The sequence below is a fragment of the Paracoccus salsus genome (assembly GCF_021556615.1).
In the GTDB taxonomy this organism is placed as follows: Bacteria; Pseudomonadota; Alphaproteobacteria; order Rhodobacterales; family Rhodobacteraceae; genus Paracoccus; species Paracoccus salsus.
Genome location: NZ_JAKGGD010000002.1, coordinates 215,598 through 232,270, shown reverse-complemented (window position 1 = coordinate 232,270; position 16,673 = coordinate 215,598). Strand labels below are relative to the sequence as shown.

Here is a 16,673-nt window from a genome sequence, read left to right as displayed (position 1 = left end):
TATACCTAAAACCAGACCACTATAAGCGGTGTGCCGCAACGCAGCAAGCTGCATCGCGCGTGCCCCAGACCACCCGAGAGTTGATTTACGGAAGGTCAGGCGGCGTGCTTGGGCGCTTTTACGCCGATCGGCCTAGTGCCGGGCGAGCCATTCGGTCACCGGGCGGCGCAGGTTGGTCAGGCCCTGCGCCTGCGCCTCGGCGATCACGTCGCGCAGCTCGGCGATCGAAACACGCCGGATCAGATGCTTGACCGGGCCGATCGAAGCCGGGCGCATCGACAGCCGCCTGATCCCCAGCGCCGCGAATGTCATCGCCTCGACCGGGCGGCCCGCGTCCTCGCCGCAGAAGGACAGCGGCACCCGGGCGTCTTCGCAGCGCGCGATGATCTGCTGCAGCAGTGACAGGAACGAGGTGCTCATCGTGTCATAGCGCCGGCGCACGCGCTCATTCTCGCGGTCGGCGGCGAAGAAGAACTGCTTGAGGTCATTGCCTCCGATCGAGATGAAGTCACACATTTCGAAGAACTTCTTCGGCGCAAAGGCCAGCGAAGGCGTCTCGAGCATCGCGCCTACCCGGATGTCGCTCGGCATCTGGTGGCCCAGTCGCTGTTCGCGCGACAATTCCTGCATGAGGATGCGGTGGGCGTCCTGATATTCGCTCATGTCGGCTATGAAGGGAAACATGACGTAGAGCGGCCTTCCGACCGCAGCCCGGATCAACGCCTGCAACTGCATGCGCAGCACGCCACGTTTGTCCAGCCCGACGCGGATCGCGCGCCAGCCCATTGCCGGGTTCGGCTCGTCCTGCGGTTTCATGTAGGGCAGCACCTTGTCCGAACCGATATCCAGGGTCCGGAACATGACCGGCTTGCCCATCGCGCGGTCCATGACGTGCCGATAAAGCCCCGCCAGTTCGCCCCGGCGAGGCACGTGGTTGCGGACCAGGAACTGCAATTCGGTGCGGAACAGCCCGACGCCCTCGGCACCCGATCCCTCAAGCGACGGCAGGTCGGCCATCAGCCCGGCATTCATGTAAAGCTGCACCGTCGTGCCGCAGGTTCCGGTCGCGGGTAGGCTGCGCAGATCGGCATAACGGTGCTGCGCCTCGGCTTGCATCGCGATCTTGTCGCGAAACGCCGTCGCCACGCTTTCCTCGGGCCGAAGATGCACGATGCCCTGATCGCCATCGACAAGGATCAGATCGCCGTTCAGCGATTCGGTCGTGATCCGCTCGGCGTGGATCACCAGCGGGATGGCCAGGGCGCGTGCCACGATGGCCGCGTGGCTGCCGACCGAGCCCTCCTCAAGAACCACGCCCTTCAGCCTGCGGCCATAGTCCAGCAAATCGGCCGGGCCGATATTGCGCGCGACAAGGATCGGGTTGTCCGGCATCTGGGCGCCGGTGTCGCTGCCCTGGCCGGTCAGGATGCGCAGCAGACGGTTGGAAAGGTCGTCCAGATCGTGCAGCCGGTCGCGCAGATAGGGGTCGGCGGCCATTTCCAGCCGTGCGCGGGCCGCGGATTGTTCCTTTTCGACCGCGGCCTCGGCGGAAAGCCCCAGCCGGATATTCTCTTCCATGCGGCTCAACCAGCCGCGCGAATGGGCGAACATGCGATAGGTTTCCAGAACCGCGGCATGGTCACCGTCGCCCCCCATATCGGCGGCGGCGACCATCGAGTCGACCCGTTCGCGCAGCCGGGCGACCCCTTCGTGCAGGCGGGCCAATTCGCTTTCGGGGTCGTCGCCGACCGGGTTCGTGACGACCACGCGCGGCTCGTGCAGCCAGACGCGGCCCTCGGCGGCGCCTTCCTGACCTGTCCCGCCGCGGATCATCAGCGGGAAGCGATGCGCCAGCGGCAGGCTGTCGGACTGGCTGCCCTGGAACGCGCCCAACTCGGCCATTTCCGCCAGCACCATCGCCACGACTTCAAGGCCGTAGACCTCGTCCTCGCTGAACAGCCGCGCATCCGTGCATTGCACCACCAGCACGCCCAGCTTCTCGCCGACGCGCTGGATGGGGACGCCGAGAAAGCTGGGAAAGGTCTCTTCGCCGGTTTCCGGCATGAAGCGGAACCCAGGCTCGGAGGGAGCGTCGGCGGTGTTCACATGGCGACCGGTTCGCGCGACGCGGCCAACCAGCCCCTCGCCCAGCCGCAGGCGTGTCTGGTGGACGGCCTCGGCGCGCAGCCCCTCGGTCGCGCAGAGTTCAAGCGTCTGGGCATCGCGGAAAAGATAGATCGAGCAGACCTGCGATCCCATCGAATCGGCAATGTGATGGGTGATCTGGTCAAGACGATCCTGGCCTCCGCCGGGCGCGGCCAGGATCTCTTTCAGCCGCCTCAGCAGCTTGCGTGAATCACTGTCCTTGCGGTCTTGCATCGCGTGCCTGCCTTTGCTGTCGCGATGGCCCCGCGGGCCGTTTGCGGATCTGCCATGGGGCTGGTGTCAGGCCGCTTCGAGGCCGAAGGCATCATGCAGCGCCTGAACCGCAAGTTCCATATACTTGCGGTCGATCAGGACGGAAATCTTTATCTCGCTGGTTGAGATGACCTTGATATTGATGTTTTCGTCGGCAAGCGCCTTGAACATCCGCGCGGCGACGCCGGCATGGCTGCGCATCCCGATGCCCACGACGCTGACCTTCGCGACTTCGGTGTCCACGATCAGTTCGTCATAGTCGATCCGACCCGCGGCACGGGCGTCCTCCATCGCGCGCTTGGCGCGCTCGACCTGGTTGATGGGGACCGAAAACGTCATGTCGGTAACAGAGCCCTGGTGATCCTCGAAGTTCTTTTCCGAGATGTTCTGGACGATCATGTCCACATTCACGCCGGCATCGGCCAGCGGCTCGAAGATCGAGGCCGAGATGCCGGGGCGGTCTTCTACGGTAACCAGGGTGATCTTGGCCTCTTCACGCGAATAGGCGACCCCGTTGACGACTTTCGATTCCATGATTTCATCCTCATCGCATACCAGCGTGCCCGAACTCTCGTCGGTCTCATCGAACGAGGATAGCACGCGCAGACGCACCTTGTAGCGCATCGCCAACTCGACCGACCGGGTCTGCAGCACCTTCGCACCGAGGCTGGCCAGTTCCAGCATTTCCTCGAACGCGATCTTTCCCAGCTTGCGCGCTTTCGAGGTGATGCGCGGGTCGGTGGTATAGATCCCGTCCACATCGGTATAGATGTCGCAGCGTTCGGCATCGAAGGCCGCGGCGAAGGCGACCGCGGTGGTGTCCGAGCCGCCTCGTCCCAGGGTGGTGATCCGACCGTCCGGCCCGATCCCCTGAAAGCCCGCGACAACGGCGACCTTGAAGCCCTCGCCGAATTTCTGATCCAGATTGGCGCGCGGGATCTCGACGAACCGTGCGGCCGAATGTGCGGCCGTGGTGTTGATCGGCACCTGCCAGCCCTGCCAGCTGCGTGCCGGCACGCCCATTTCCTGCAATGTCAATGCCATCAGCCCGGCGGTCACGTTCTCGCCCGAGCTGACCACCGCGTCGTATTCGCGCGCATCGAACAGCGGCGACGTCTTTTCGACCCAGCCCACCAGTTCGTTGGTCTTGCCCGACATGGCGCTGACGATGACGATGACGTCATAGCCGCGCTCGACCTCGCGCTGGACCTTGGCAGCGGCGTTCCTGATCCGGTCGAGATCGGCCACCGAAGTGCCGCCGAATTTCATCACCAGAAGCGGCATTGCGGGCCTCCAGCCACAGGGTTGTCCATCGGCGCGGCTTTTATGGCTGGGGTGGCAAAAGGGCAAGAGGCAAAGCCGTTCCGGCCGGCCTGCGCCCTGCGCGTCAGCGCGCGCGCAGGGGCCGGATCGCCCGGACCGATGCCCGGCGTCAGTTGGCTTTCTGGCGGGGGATGAAGGGCAGGGGCGCGACCGGGACGCCGTCCTCGATCAGCTTTCTGGCTTCCTCGGGGCGCGCTTCTCCGTGGATCGCGCGGTGCTGGCTGCGACCCTCATGCATGGCGCGCGCCTCGTCGGCGAAGCGTACGCCGACATAATCGGAATTCTTCTCGACATGGTGGCGGAGCTTTTCCAGCGCCGCCTCGGCCGGATTGCGGGGCTCTGTCAGGTCGCGCGCCTTGCCATCCGAACGGCTCGGCGCATCCTTGGGGACCGACGGGGCCATCAGGGATTTCACGACCTCGTTCGATCCGCACTGCGCGCATGCGACCTGGCCGGCCGCGCGCATCGTCTCGAACGCATCGGACGAACGGAACCAGCCATCGAAATCATGGCCTTCCTTGCAGCGCAGCGCATAGCGGATCATGTGCAATCCCCTGTCATGACCCGTTTCATATCGGTGCCGTCGCGCGGGATCGCAAGATCGCGAAGCCGGGCGATCAGCGGGCCAGGGTCGCCGGCGCGATCCTGCAGGACGGCGCGCGCCGCCGACCCCATGCGCCGTGCCGCGTCGGGTGCGCTGACCAGTTCCGACAGCGCCGCGGCAAGCGTCCTGTCGGTGATCGGGCGCGCGCCGCCGGTGGCCGCCAGCGCCGCGTAGGCGTCGGTAAAGTTCTCGACATGCGGGCCGTGCAGGATCGCGCAGCGATACGCGGCCGGCTCCCACGGGGTATGGCCGCCCCGATCGGTCAGCGACCCCCCGACCAGGCAGATGCCGGCTCGGCCATACCAGCGGCCCATCTCGCCCAACGTGTCGGCCAGCAGAATATCGCCGTCCTCCGCGCCCTCGGACCGGCGTGACAGCCGCAGGCCGCGGGATCGGATCAGGCCCGCAACCTCGTCCCCGCGCGCGGGGTGCCGGATCGCAAGGATCAGCCTCAGGCCGGGATGCGCCTTGCGCGCGGACAACCACGCCTCGAGGACCGCAGCCTCTTCGCCCTCATGGGTCGATGCGGCAAGAAGGGTAAGGTCGCGCGCGGCGCTTTCGGGCGGGGGGGCGACTGCGGCAGGGGCAAGCAGCTTCAGATCCAGCCGGGGCAGCAGCGCACCGGGCGCAAGGCCAAGCTGTCGCAGCCGCGCCTCGCTGTGCGGGTCCTGGGCGGACAGGGCCGAAACCCGCGCCAGCATCGGCCCGATGACCTTTGGAAGGCGGGCCCATAATGCCGCCGAACGCTGTGACATGCGCGCCCCGATGATGGCTTGCCGGATTCCCCGCTCCGCCAGTAGCCGCGAGCGCAGGGGCCAGAACTCGCTCTCCAGTGTCAGTTGCAGGCGCGGCTTCGTCGCATCCAGAAAGCGCGTCAGCGCTCCGGGCATGTCCAGCGGCGCCAACCGGGCAGGCAGGCCCCAGCCCGTTACCATGTCGCGCCCGGTTTCGCTGTTGGCCGTCACGAGGACCGGCCGATCAGAGGCCAGAGCCTCGATCACCGGGCGCGCCGAGGTCAGTTCCCCGACCGAGGCGCCGTGCACCCAGACGTCCGCCGGGCCCGGGGGACTGCCTGCCACCAGACGTTCGCGCAACGCCGGCGAACGGCCAAGCCGTGCCCGGACCTGCAAGGCAATCTCTGCAAGGCGGGTGGTCGTGGCGTAGATCATCATTCCGGCCTCGCGACTGAGGCGAAGACGGCACGGCCTGCCAATGTCGCCGCGCGGGTCGTGCCCGGTCCCGTCCTAGGGTCTGACAGCGATCTTGTAAACGAGCGGGCATGGGCAGCGCATTTCCGGGCCGGTCTGGTCAATCCGCGTTCAGCCCGCAGCTGGGCCCTCACAATGCCGTGAAGCTTGCCGCCGGCCGGTCCATCGATCCTCACCTTGGCGCGCGACCTGTTCCGGCGGGGTTTCGGCTTGCGATCGGTGCCGGATGGTTCTGGATCGCGATTCCGATGGCATCGAAGCGGTTCGCAGGATCGTCAGGCCCGATCTGGGCGAACTGTTCAACCATGACGACCTTGCTGACGCAGCCTCGGATCCGTATCAGGGCGAGGACGAGCCGCTGGAGTTGATGAACGACGCCGCTGCGGCGTTCATCCGGACCTCGCCGCGTCTGCCACGCACAAAACTGGTTTCCCGGTCCACGGGTTGCCCGGTCCGGGCATCGGTCTTGGCCGTGACAGGGCAGGACGTCCGGGTTTGCCGAAATGCGATATCGCCCGTGCGGCCGATGAAGCCTTGTGGAGGTGGGTACCGGAATCGAACCGGTCTTCACGGATTTGCAATCCGGTGCGTAACCACTCCGCCAACCCACCGTCGTCAAGCGTGCGGCTGACTTAATGGATCGACGCGTGCCATGCAAGACGGGAATGACCGGCGTTGCCCACCCCCGGGAATCGTGGCAATAAGCGTTCACAAGCAGGTCGCAGAGGTTCCCGACATGACCGATTTCGCCGCCCGGCGCACCATGATGGTGGACACCCAGGTTCGTCCCAACGACGTCACGAAGTTTCCGCTGATCGAGGCGATGCTGTCGATACCGCGCGAAGAATTCGTTCCGCCCGCCAAACGCTCTGTCGCCTATTCGGGCGAGAACCTGGCCATCGGTCACGGGCGCGTGCTGCTGGAGCCCCGGACGCTGGCCAAGATGGTGGACGGGCTGGACATCCAGCCGGGCGATCTGGTTCTGGATCTGGCCTGTGGCTATGGATATTCCTCGGCGGTCATCGCGCGCATGGCCGAGGCTGTCGTTGCGATCGAGGACAACGAGGACATGTTCACCGAGGCCGAGAGCCGGCTGTCCGATGCGGGCGTGTTCAACGTGGCGGTGTTGCATGGACCTCTGGCAGAGGGTGCACCGAAACAAGGGCCCTATGATGCGATCCTGATCGGCGGCGGCGTCGAGGATGTGCCTGCGGCCATTCTCGATCAGCTGAAGGACGGCGGTCGCATCGCTGCGCTGTTCCTCGAGGGGACGCTGGGGGTGGTTCGCATCGGTCATCGCCTCAACGGCCGTGTGAATTGGCGCTACGCATTCAATGCCCATGCGCCCCTGCTGCCCGGCTTTTCAAGAGAGCGGGGATTCAGCTTGTGACGTTTCGCGGATCGCTTTGCCAGCTTGCAGCCGCAGCGGCCCTGGCCGTATCCGCCGCATTTCCGGCCAGCGGCGAGTCGCTGGCCGACACCATGGTTGCGGCCTATCGCCACTCGGCGCTGATCGAGCAGAACCGCGCCGTGCTGCGTGCCGCCGATGAGGATGTCGCCAGCGCGGTCGCGCAGCTTCGGCCAGTCGTGCAGTGGGCGCTGAACCATTCGGCACAGCGCAACGAAGGTCGGACGACCACCCGTTCGACCTCGCTGACGCTTGGGGCCGAGATGACGCTCTATGACTGGGGCCGTTCGCAGCTGGCCATCGATTCGGCCAAGGAACAGGTGCTTGCGACGCGTCAGGCGCTGGTGGGCGTCGAACAGGATATCCTGCTGTCCGCGACCATCGCGTATTTCGACATCTGGCGCGCCACCGAACAGGTCGCCTTGCAGACGAACTCTGTCGAGGTGCTGACCCGCGAGAGGCAGGCCGCCCAGGATCGGTTCGAGGTCGGCGAGATTACCGTGACCGATGTCGCGCTCGCCGATGCGTCGCTTGCGGCAACCCAGGCCGCGCTGGCCGCCGCGCAGGGTGATCTGGAGATCGCGCGCGAGGGCTATCTTGCCGCCACCGGACGCAGACCGGGGTCGGTCGCCGAGCCGCCGACACTGCCGAAACTGCCTGCGTCGGTCGACGCTGCGCGGGCGATCTCGCAGAAGACGCATCCGCTGATCCTTCAGGCACAGCGTCAGGCTGCTGCTGCCGAACTTGGCGTCGCTTCGGCTGCAGCCGAGCGCAGGCCCAGCCTTTCCGCAAATGCCGGACTTGGGGTCACACGCAGTCCGGACGCCATCGGTCGCTATGACAACCGGCTTGGGGCGTCTGTGGGATTGGAACTCAACCAGACGCTCTATTCGGGGGGCCGCTTGCCCGCCGCGCACCGCAAGGCAATGGCGCTTCGTGACCAGGCGCGGGCGTCGTTGCTGAATGCCGCGCGCCAGGTGAGCCAGCAAGTTGGCGAATCCTGGGCGAATATCGATGTCGCGCGCGCCCAGATCCGCGCCATCGACAAGCAGATTTCCGCCGCGCAGCAAGCCTATGACGGGGTCCGGGAGGAAGCGCTGCTGGGGGCTCGGACGACGCTGGATGTCCTCGATGCGGAGCAGTCCCTGCTTGAGGCGCGGGCCGACAGGCTCTCGGCGCAGGCCAATCTTCAATTAGCACATTATCAACTTTTGGCTGCTATGGGTCTTCTTACGGTAGAACGCCTGAACCTGGGGATTCCGACCTATGACCCATCGCAGTATTACAACGCGGTGCGCAACGCACCCAATCGAAGCACGCAGGGCGAAAGCCTGGACCGCGTCCTGCGCGCGCTTGGCAAGGACAATTGACTTCGCCGTGAAAGGGGGGCGTCATGTCTGATGCCCGCTCCTCGCAGAACGCCGCCCGCCTGTCCGAAGACATCGGCGATGTGCTTGGCGCCATTCGGCGACTGATCGCCGAGGATGAATCGCTCGGCGCCGCGCGTGACCGGCTGAATGGCGATCGCCGCGCTCTCTCGGACACCATCAACGAAGACGCAGGCGAGTTTCTGGCCCGTCGCTATGGCGGCAACGCCGCTCTGGCGCGACGACTGGCGCACGCTCCGTCAGACGAGCAGGCCAGCATGGCCGAGGCCGGGACCGGCGATGAGTGGCCGCTGGGTGATATCGCGAATGCACCCAGTGCAGCGCGTCCCAAGCCTGTGGTGCCCGAAACCCCGATTGCGCAGACCCCACCGGCCGCGCAGCGGATCATGCGCCATTCGCCCGAAAACGACGCTGAACTGGACGCGGCGCGGCCGCCCTTTCCGGCCGCCCGGAATGACCTGGCCCGATCACTTTCCGCCACCAGTCGGGCAGGCGAATCGCAGCTTCGCGACACCACCGCCGATGTGCAGCCTCGGCTGCGACCCGTGCCTTCGCCGCGTGACGACCAGCATTCGGCCGCTAGGGTCGTGATCCCGCCGCTGCGGCTGAACCCAGGACAGCGGATCGCGGCAGTGCCGAAAGCGGACGATGAAGGCACCGCCGGGTGGCGAAACTGGCTGCGTTCCGCTCCGCAGGGCACGGCTGTGACGTCGGCTCCTCAGGAAGTTGCATCCGTCATTCCCGCGACCGCCGAGACCAGGATGGCAGCGGATGTCGACTTTGCCGAGGACTTTGACTGGAAGGCGAGGATGCGCCCCGACATCGCCGCGACATGGGATCAGCCCGCGCGCGCTGTTGCCAGGCCGGCCGATGACGTTCAGGCCGGTCCGCTTGCTGATGAAGCGTCGAAGGCCGCGATGTCTTGCGCCGCGGCCGATCACCTCGAAAAACCAGGCTGCGGGATCGAGGAACATGCCGCAACAGACACGCAGGACGCCGTACCGGACTTTGCCGACGTGCTGGACGCTCTGGATCCTGTCGGATCTGCGTCCTCGATACCGCCTGTTGCCACCGCCTCCGCCACCGCCACCGCGGAACAGGCCGACGTCCATGACACGGTCACCGGACTCGCCCCGGCGGAAGAAGAGCAATGCATCCGCGACCTGCTGCGCGAGATGATCCAGGAAGAGCTGCACGGAGAACTGGGCGAACGCTTCTCACGCAATCTGCGCGCGGTGATCCGCCGCGAAGTCTCGGCTGCGATCGACGATCAACTGGATCGCATCTGACGGAACGGCGCCTGCATGGCTGTTCCGTGCAGAGGTCCGGTGCGCAACCTGCCGGCCAGAGGCGATCTGGCCGGTCATGGCGCCCAAATGCAGCGTGACGAACGCGGGTCCGACGATCAGCCCAGATAGTCCTCGGGATCGACGCTTTCGAAGCCGCGCCGCACCTCGAAATGCACGAAGCCTCCGTTCCCCGCGGTTCCAAGCGTCTGGCCTGCGGACAAGCTCTGGCCTTTTGAAACGTCCAGCCTGTCCAGTCCCGTGTAGACGGTCATCAGCCCGCCATCGTGCCGCAGGACGATGATCGGAACGCCGGCTGTGTCACGGGTGATCGCTGCGACCGTGCCGCTCCCTGCCGCCTTGACCGGCGTGCCTGCCGCGGCGGCGATGTCGATGCCGTCGTTCTTGCCCTTTTCATAGACACGGATGATCGCCCCGGTGACCGGCATCTGAAACCGGCCGCTACCAGAGGCCGCGGTCCGTGTCGCGCCCAGATCGGTGGCCGGTGCCTCAGGCGCGGGGGTCGCGGCCGGCGTCGTGTCCTGCCTGGGCAGCGGCTCGGTCGACGACGGTGGCCGCGGTGTCGGGCTGCCGGTTCCGGGCGCGGTCGTTGTCCGGACCGGGTTCGGGGCTTCCTGTCCGGCCACCGGCACTATCAGGCGCTGCCCGACGCGCACGCTCATCGACGCGGGCAAGCCGTTCCAGGATGCTACATCCTGCACGCTGACGCCGTATTTCCGTGCGATCGACCAGACGGTCTCGCCGGCCGCGACGACGTGCTGGCGGGGCTGCGCGATTTCGGCGGCCGGCGCCGCCGCCACCGCGTTGGCGGGGCTGCGGCCGGGAATCTCGGGCTTTCGCACGCCCTGGCCCGCGAACGGGTCCGTCACCAGCCCCGTGCCGCTGCTGGTGGGCGCGGGGGTTCCGCCAGCGACGCGGCGCGGCAGAACCAGCGCAGCACCCGGCTGCAAGGATGCATCGGCGGGCAGTGCGTTGTGCCGCGCCAGCTCCTCTGCGCCCAAGCCCAGCCTGGAAGCGATCGTCGTCGGCGTGTCGCCGTTGCGTGCGATCGCGACCTGATAGTCGGCAAAGCTGATCAGCCCGCGGCTGTCGGGCTGCGGTCGCACGGGTGCCTGCGACGCCGCGTCGGTTGTGCTGAGCGCGCCTGGCATCCAGCGCCGCAGATCCGGGTCGAAGCCGCCATTCGGCCCGCATGAGGCCAGCAACGCGATGGCCGCGCAAGCGCGCGCGAGAAGCGTGGGGGTCCTGCTCATCCTGTATGTCCTCAAACTGCCTCTGTGCGACCGGGGGTCATGTCTGTCCCAACCCCTCGACCAGCGGCACGAACCGAACCTGCCGCAACTCGTCATAATCGAAACCGGTGTCGGTCCGTGTGACGCGGATCAGTGTCTGCACTGCGTCAGACTGGCCGACCGGCACGACCATGATACCGCCGATCTTCAGTTGTGCCAACAGCGGTCCTGGCGGGTCCTCGGCCGCGGCTGTCACCAGAATCCTGTCGAAAGGCGCCTGATCGGGCAGACCACGAGAGCCGTCGGCGACCTGCGCGGTGATGTTGGGCAGATTCAGTTCGCGAAAGATCGCTTCGGCCTCCTGCACCAAGCGGCGATGGCGGTCGACCGAATACACGCGCCTGCACAACCCCGACAGCACAGCCGCCTGGTAGCCCGATCCGGTCCCGATTTCCAGCACCGTGTCGCGGGGGCCGGGGTTCAGCGCCTGGGTCATCAGCCCCACGACCGAGGGCTGGCTGATGGTCTGACCGCATGGAATCGGCAGCGGCGTATCTTCATAGGCGCGGTCGGCGAACTGGCCGCGCACGAACAGGCCGCGATCGATCCGCTCCATGGCATCCAGCACGCGCGGGTCCGTCACGCCGCGCGAGCGCAACTGGAACAGAAAGCGCATCTTGCGCTCGGCCGGGGTGTCCTCGGCGTTGTCAGGGTCGCTCATCGCGTCTCGCTGGCCTCCGTCTTGTGGTCGCCCGGGTCCAGATCGTCCAGTGCCCGGGTCAGTCCGTCAAGCGAGGCGTGACAGGTCAGGTCCGCTCGCATCGGGGTCACCGACACGAACCCGGCCAGATTGGCCGCGACATCGCTTCCCTCGCGTGCGGGTGCCTGTTGCGAGCCGCCTGCAACCCACATGAAGCGTCGGCCATTGGGCGCGGTATAGGGCACAACGCCAAAATTCGTCCCCTGCCTGCGACCTTGCCGCGTGACGCGAACGCCCTGCACTGCGCTTGCGGGAACCGGCGGGAAGTTCACGTTGTAGAACAGCCGGAAATCTGCGTCCGAGGTCCAGTCGGCATGATCCAGAAGCCGCCGGATCACCCTCGCGCCATGGTCGCGCGCCGCCTCGAACGGATCGGACAGATCGGCGGTGCGGGGTCCCAGGTATTGCGACAGGGAAACCGCCGGAAGACCCTGCAGCGCCGCCTCCATCGCGCCGCCGACCGTGCCCGAATACATCACGTTCTCGCCAGCGTTGTTGCCGCGGTTCACGCCCGACAGGACCAGGTCCGGAGGTGTCCGGGCCATCACGTCCGAGATCGCCGCCAGCACGCAATCGGCGGGGCTTCCCTCTGCAGCGTAGCGACGCTCTGACAGCCGGGCGATCATCGTGGGATGCGAATAGCTGATGGCGTGCGCGACGCCAGACTGTTCGAAGGCGGGGGCGACCGTCCAGACCTCGCCGCGCGGGCCGGCAAGCTCTGCAGCGATCTGGGCCATGACCTCAAGCCCCGGTGCGTTGATGCCGTCGTCGTTGGTGATCAATATGCGCATTCCGGCCCCGCACCATCTGTGCCCGGGCCCGTGACCCGCGCGCGCCTCTGTTGCCTCTTTGCTTAGCGACGCGCGGAACGCGCTTCAACCCGTTGATGAGTTGGCTCAAAGCGGTTTGACGCGGGCAGATCGCCGTTGCATCCTCAAGCGGACTCAATTGGCAATCGGTACATGCAGCTTTTTCTTCCCATCGCCGAGGTCTCGGTCAACGCCTTCACCCTGATCGGACTTGGGGGATTGGTCGGGCTGATGAGCGGGCTGTTCGGCGTGGGGGGCGGGTTCCTGATCACGCCGCTTCTGTTCTTCATCGGCATCCCGCCTCCGATCGCGGTGGCGACGGGGGCCAATCAGGTCGTGGCGTCCTCGGTCAGTGGCGTTCTGGCGCATGTCAAGCGCAAGACCGTCGATTTCCGCATGGGCGGCGTGTTGCTGGCCGGAGGGCTGGTCGGCTCGTGGACCGGGGTGTGGGTCTTCACGGTGCTGCAGAACACCGGGCAGGTCGATCTGGTCGTGCAGCTTTGCTATGTGGTCTTTCTGGGTCTGATCGGCGCGATGATGCTGCAGGAAAGCATCCGGGCGCTGCGCCGGTCCAAGAACCCGACCTATCGAAAGCGCTTGCATCAGCACAATTGGGTGCATCGCTGGCCGCTGAAGATGAAGTTTCGTGCCTCGGGGCTGTATATCAGCGTCATCCCGGTGCTGCTGGTGGGGTTGGCGGTCGGTGTTCTGGCCGCCATCATGGGCGTCGGCGGCGGCTTCATCATGGTGCCCGCGATGATCTATCTGCTGGGGATGCCGACCAAGGTCGTGGTTGGCACATCGCTCTTCCAGATCATCTTCGTGACTGCCTTCACCACCGTGATGCATGCCATCAGCTACAACACCGTGGACATCATGCTTGCGGTCCTGCTGATCGTGGGCGGCGTGATCGGCGCGCAGCTGGGCACCACGCTGGGGGCGCGGCTGAAGGCCGAGCAGTTGCGGATCCTGCTGGCGCTGCTGGTGCTGCTGGTCTGCGGCAAGCTGGCGCTGGACCTGTTCCTGCGGCCGGACGATCTGTATTCGATCACGACGGGGACGCATTGATGCGGGCATCGCTGATTCTGGCCATGGCCGTATGGCTTGGCGCCGGCCCCGCGCCGGCACAGGACGACCCGCCGCGGCAGGCGCCTGGCTCGACCGTGCCGCTGACCCCGCCGCAGCAGGGCTATCCGCTTTATCCCGATCCGCAGCTGCCGCGCTCCGGAGATGCGGAACAGTTGCCGCCGCCCTCCGAACAGGTGGTCGCGGGGTTGTCCAGCGATTCGGTTGCGATCACCGCCAGCTTTGACGGATCGGACATCCTGATCTACGGCGCCGTCAAGCGCGAGACGCCGATCCCACCCGGCCTGCCGCTGCAGATCATCATGACCGTCGAGGCGCCGGCGCAGGAACTGACCATCTGGCGCAAGTCACGGCATTTCGGCATCTGGATCAATTCCGACAAGGTCGAGGTGGGCGCCGCCCCCGGTTTCTATGCGGTCGCCACCAGCGGACCGCTGGACGAGATCCTTCTTCCAGAGTGGGACAGCCGGTATCGGATCTCGCTGCCGCTGGCGCTGCGCGCCTTTGCGGGCGAGCTCGAGGTCGAGGATGCGGTGCCCTATACCGAGGCGCTGATCCGGCGGCGTCAGGCGAACGGCCTGTACCGTCTGGACGAGGGCAGCGTGAAGCTTGTCGATCAAACCTTGTTCCGTGCGGATGTGCGGCTGCCCGCGACCCTGATCGAAGGCAGTTACAAGACCCGGATCTTCCTCTTGCGCGAGGGTGAGGTGGTCGATGTGTACCGGGCGTCCATTGATGTGCGGAAGGTGGGGCTGGAACGCTGGCTCTATCGTCTGGCCTTCGATCAGCCGCTGCTGTACGGCCTGATGTCGCTGGCCGTGGCGGTGGCGGCAGGCTGGGCCGCATCTGCGGTCTTCCGCAAGCTGCGACGGGCCTGACCTGTCCAGCGCCAGGGCTGACGGGGGCGTCCCGCGAGCTCCAGGCCCGACCTGGCCCCGGCACGCAACAGGCCCCGTGGTCGCCCACGGAGCCTGCACCCTCCCACCGCGCGATGCCGTCCCCCTCCACAGGTCCGGCGCCGCTTGTGTTACTTGTCGTCGATCAGTTCGGCCTGTCTCACGATCACTTCGGCCTGCTTGATCGAGGCGATATCCACCAGCCGGCCCTTGTAGACCGTGGCGCCGGCACCTGCGCGCTTGGCCTCCTCCATCGCGGACAGGATTTCGCGCGCCTCGGTCACGGCGTCCGGGCTGGGCGAAAAGACCTCGTTCGCCAGCGCGATCTGGCTGGGATGGATGGCCCATTTGCCAACCATTCCCAACGTGGCCGAACGGCGCGCCTGAGCGCGAAATCCCTCATCATCCTTGAAGTCGCCGAACGGGCCATCAACCGGCAGCACCCCATGGGTCCGGCACGCCGCGACGATGGCGGTCTGCGCCCAGTGCCAGGGGTCGGGCCAGTATTTCTGTCCCTCGCGGACCATGTAGTAGTTTTCCTGCGTTCCGCCGATCCCGGTCGTGGCCATGCCCATCGATGCCGCGAAATCGGCCGCGCCAAGACTGATCGCCTGGAGGCGTGGCGACGCGGCGGCGATTTCCTCGACATGGCAGATGCCGGCCGACGTTTCGATGATCGCCTCGAAGCCGATCTTCTTGCCGCGACCCCTCGCCTTTTCGATGGCCGTCACCAGCGCGTCGACCGCATAGATGTCGGCGGCGTTGCCGGCCTTGGGAATCATGATCTGGTCCAGCCGCTCATCGGCATGCTCCAACAGGTCGACGACGTCACGATACCAGAACGGCGTATCCAGGCCGTTGATCCGCACGGACAATGTCTTGTCGCCCCAGTCGACATCACCGATCGCCTCGATGGTCATCCGGCGTGCCTTTTCCTTGTCATCGGGCGCCACCGAATCCTCGAGGTCGATATTGATGACATCGGCGTCCGACCGGGCCATCTTCTCGAACAACCCGTCGCGTGAGCCGGGTCCGAACAACTGGCAGCGGTTCAGACGGGCAGGGGGCAAAGGCTGGGTGCGAAAGCTCATGCTCTGGTCCTGTTCTGTCAAATCTTGGGTCGTTCGTGCAATAATGTTTCGCGGCGATTGCCGCAAGTGCGAAACGTTCGCGCTGCGGCGCGGCTTCTCTGCGGTGTCCGGGCCGGCTTGACGGGCGCGACGATTGCGCGCAGGACCGGGAACCATGCGCCAAGACGGGAAGGAGATCAGCATGACGCGGACAGTGTATGTGAACGGGCAATATCTGCCCGAGGGCGAGGCAAAGGTGTCGGTTTTCGACCGCGGTTTCCTGATGGCGGATGGCGTCTACGAGGTGGTCAGCGTGCTGGATGGCAGGCTGATGGACTTCGCCGGACACATGGCCCGCCTGACACGCTCGCTTGAAGCGCTGCAGATCACGAACCCGCTGGCCGACGAACAGTATCTGGAGGCCCATCGCCAGCTGGTAGAGCGCAACGCGATCACCGATGGGATGGTCTATCTTCAGGTCACGCGCGGCAATCCGGGCGACCGTGACTTCGCCTTTCCGCCGGCGGATACCGTTCCGACGGTGGTGATGTTCACCCAGTCAAAGCCCGGCCTCGCCGACGCGCCCGCCGCGAAGACAGGCTGGAAGATCGTCAGCGTCGAGGACCTGCGCTGGGGCCGGCGCGATATCAAGACGGTGCAGCTGCTTTATCCGTCGATGGCCAAGATGGAGGCCAAGGCGCGCGGCGTCGACGACGCCTGGCTGGTCGAGGACGGCAAGGTGACCGAAGGCACGTCGAACAACGCCTATATCGTGAAGGACGGCGTGATCGTCACGCGCGCGCTTAGCCACGAAATCCTGCATGGAATCACCCGCGCCGCCGTGCTGCGCCTTGCCGCCGAGGCGCAGATGCGGGTCGAGGAGCGCAGCTTCACGATCGCCGAGGCGCAGCAGGCCGACGAGGCTTTCGTGACGTCCGCCTCGGCCTTCGTGATGCCGGTGGTCGAAATCGACGGCGAGCCCGTCGGCGAAGGCCGGGTCGGCGAGGTCGCCACCCGCATGCGCGAGATCTATCTGGAAGAGAGCCGCAAGACCGCGATCTGAAAGCCGCCGCAATCGTGGCGACAGCTTCCCGGGCATGTGCCGGACCGGACGACCCGGTTCTTGAAAACGGACCCGTCACAACCAACGGAGAGGGGGCGCGC

General features: G+C 66.2%; 14 protein-coding genes and 1 tRNA gene. 6 read left to right on the top strand and 9 right to left on the bottom strand.

Annotation, left to right across the window (positions count from 1 at the left end; genetic code table 11):
* Positions 1-132 precede the first annotated feature (132 nt).
* The 5 genes from ptsP to L1965_RS04405 all read right to left on the bottom strand — a co-directional run bounded on the left by ptsP (position 133) and on the right by L1965_RS04405 (position 6,164).
* Positions 133-2,379 (bottom strand): phosphoenolpyruvate--protein phosphotransferase, encoded by a 2,247-nt coding sequence (gene ptsP, locus L1965_RS04425; protein ID WP_235755200.1) that lies wholly within the window; start codon positions 2,377-2,379, stop codon positions 133-135.
* A 66-nt stretch (positions 2,380-2,445) separates the two neighbouring features.
* A complete protein-coding gene (locus tag L1965_RS04420) occupies positions 2,446-3,702 on the bottom strand; it encodes an aspartate kinase (RefSeq protein ID WP_235755199.1) in 1,257 nt (418 codons plus the stop codon).
* Positions 3,703-3,850: 148 nt separating this feature from the next.
* A complete protein-coding gene (locus L1965_RS04415; RefSeq protein WP_235755198.1) occupies positions 3,851-4,285 on the bottom strand; it encodes a DUF1178 family protein in 435 nt (144 codons plus the stop codon).
* Entirely contained in the window at positions 4,282-5,517 is a 1,236-nt protein-coding gene (locus L1965_RS04410) for a 3-deoxy-D-manno-octulosonic acid transferase (RefSeq protein WP_235755197.1), read from the bottom strand. Before L1965_RS04410 ends, L1965_RS04415 begins: the two co-directional genes overlap by 4 nt.
* 573 nt (positions 5,518-6,090) lie before the next feature.
* A tRNA-Cys gene (locus L1965_RS04405) sits at positions 6,091-6,164 on the bottom strand.
* 125 nt (positions 6,165-6,289) lie between these two features.
* Here L1965_RS04405 and L1965_RS04400 point away from each other — a divergent pair.
* The 3 genes from L1965_RS04400 to L1965_RS04390 are packed head-to-tail and all read left to right on the top strand — an operon-like array spanning position 6,290 to position 9,638.
* Positions 6,290-6,943 carry a protein-L-isoaspartate O-methyltransferase family protein gene (locus tag L1965_RS04400; protein ID WP_235755196.1) on the top strand — a complete coding sequence of 218 codons (654 nt, stop codon included), beginning with the start codon at positions 6,290-6,292 and terminating at the stop codon, positions 6,941-6,943.
* Positions 6,940-8,331, top strand: coding sequence for a TolC family outer membrane protein (locus L1965_RS04395; protein ID WP_235755195.1), 1,392 nt, complete (start codon positions 6,940-6,942; stop codon positions 8,329-8,331). The genes L1965_RS04400 and L1965_RS04395 overlap by 4 nt, the downstream gene beginning before the upstream one ends.
* Before the next feature lie 23 nt (positions 8,332-8,354).
* Positions 8,355-9,638 (top strand): hypothetical protein, encoded by a 1,284-nt coding sequence (locus tag L1965_RS04390; protein WP_235755194.1) that lies wholly within the window; start codon positions 8,355-8,357, stop codon positions 9,636-9,638.
* A gap of 116 nt (positions 9,639-9,754) precedes the next feature.
* Here L1965_RS04390 and L1965_RS04385 read toward each other — a convergent pair whose 3' ends face one another.
* From L1965_RS04385 to surE, 3 genes are read right to left on the bottom strand one after another with little or no spacing between them, the layout of a single operon-like run.
* The gene (locus L1965_RS04385; protein WP_235755193.1) at positions 9,755-10,909 is read right to left on the bottom strand and encodes a M23 family metallopeptidase; all 1,155 of its coding nucleotides are present in this window, start codon (positions 10,907-10,909) and stop codon (positions 9,755-9,757) included.
* A gap of 37 nt (positions 10,910-10,946) precedes the next feature.
* On the bottom strand, positions 10,947-11,609 hold the full coding sequence (locus tag L1965_RS04380; protein WP_235755192.1) for a protein-L-isoaspartate(D-aspartate) O-methyltransferase: 663 nt from the start codon (positions 11,607-11,609) through the stop codon (positions 10,947-10,949).
* The gene (gene surE / locus L1965_RS04375; protein ID WP_235755191.1) at positions 11,606-12,439 is read right to left on the bottom strand and encodes a 5'/3'-nucleotidase SurE; all 834 of its coding nucleotides are present in this window, start codon (positions 12,437-12,439) and stop codon (positions 11,606-11,608) included. Before surE ends, L1965_RS04380 begins: the two co-directional genes overlap by 4 nt.
* Positions 12,440-12,610: 171 nt before the next feature.
* Here surE and L1965_RS04370 point away from each other — a divergent pair, with 171 nt between their 5' ends.
* Positions 12,611-13,525, top strand: coding sequence for a sulfite exporter TauE/SafE family protein (locus tag L1965_RS04370; protein ID WP_235755190.1), 915 nt, complete (start codon positions 12,611-12,613; stop codon positions 13,523-13,525).
* On the top strand, positions 13,525-14,421 hold the full coding sequence (locus L1965_RS04365) for a TIGR02186 family protein (protein ID WP_235755189.1): 897 nt from the start codon (positions 13,525-13,527) through the stop codon (positions 14,419-14,421). Before L1965_RS04370 ends, L1965_RS04365 begins: the two co-directional genes overlap by 1 nt.
* A 149-nt stretch (positions 14,422-14,570) precedes the next feature.
* Here the strand turns inward: L1965_RS04365 and L1965_RS04360 are convergent, their stop codons facing one another.
* A complete protein-coding gene (locus tag L1965_RS04360; RefSeq protein ID WP_235755188.1) occupies positions 14,571-15,530 on the bottom strand; it encodes an L-malyl-CoA/beta-methylmalyl-CoA lyase in 960 nt (319 codons plus the stop codon).
* 181 nt (positions 15,531-15,711) lie between these two features.
* On the opposite strand from L1965_RS04360, the gene L1965_RS04355 reads away from it, so the two are divergent.
* A complete protein-coding gene (locus L1965_RS04355) occupies positions 15,712-16,572 on the top strand; it encodes a D-amino-acid transaminase (RefSeq protein ID WP_235755187.1) in 861 nt (286 codons plus the stop codon).
* Positions 16,573-16,673: the final 101 nt, after the last annotated feature.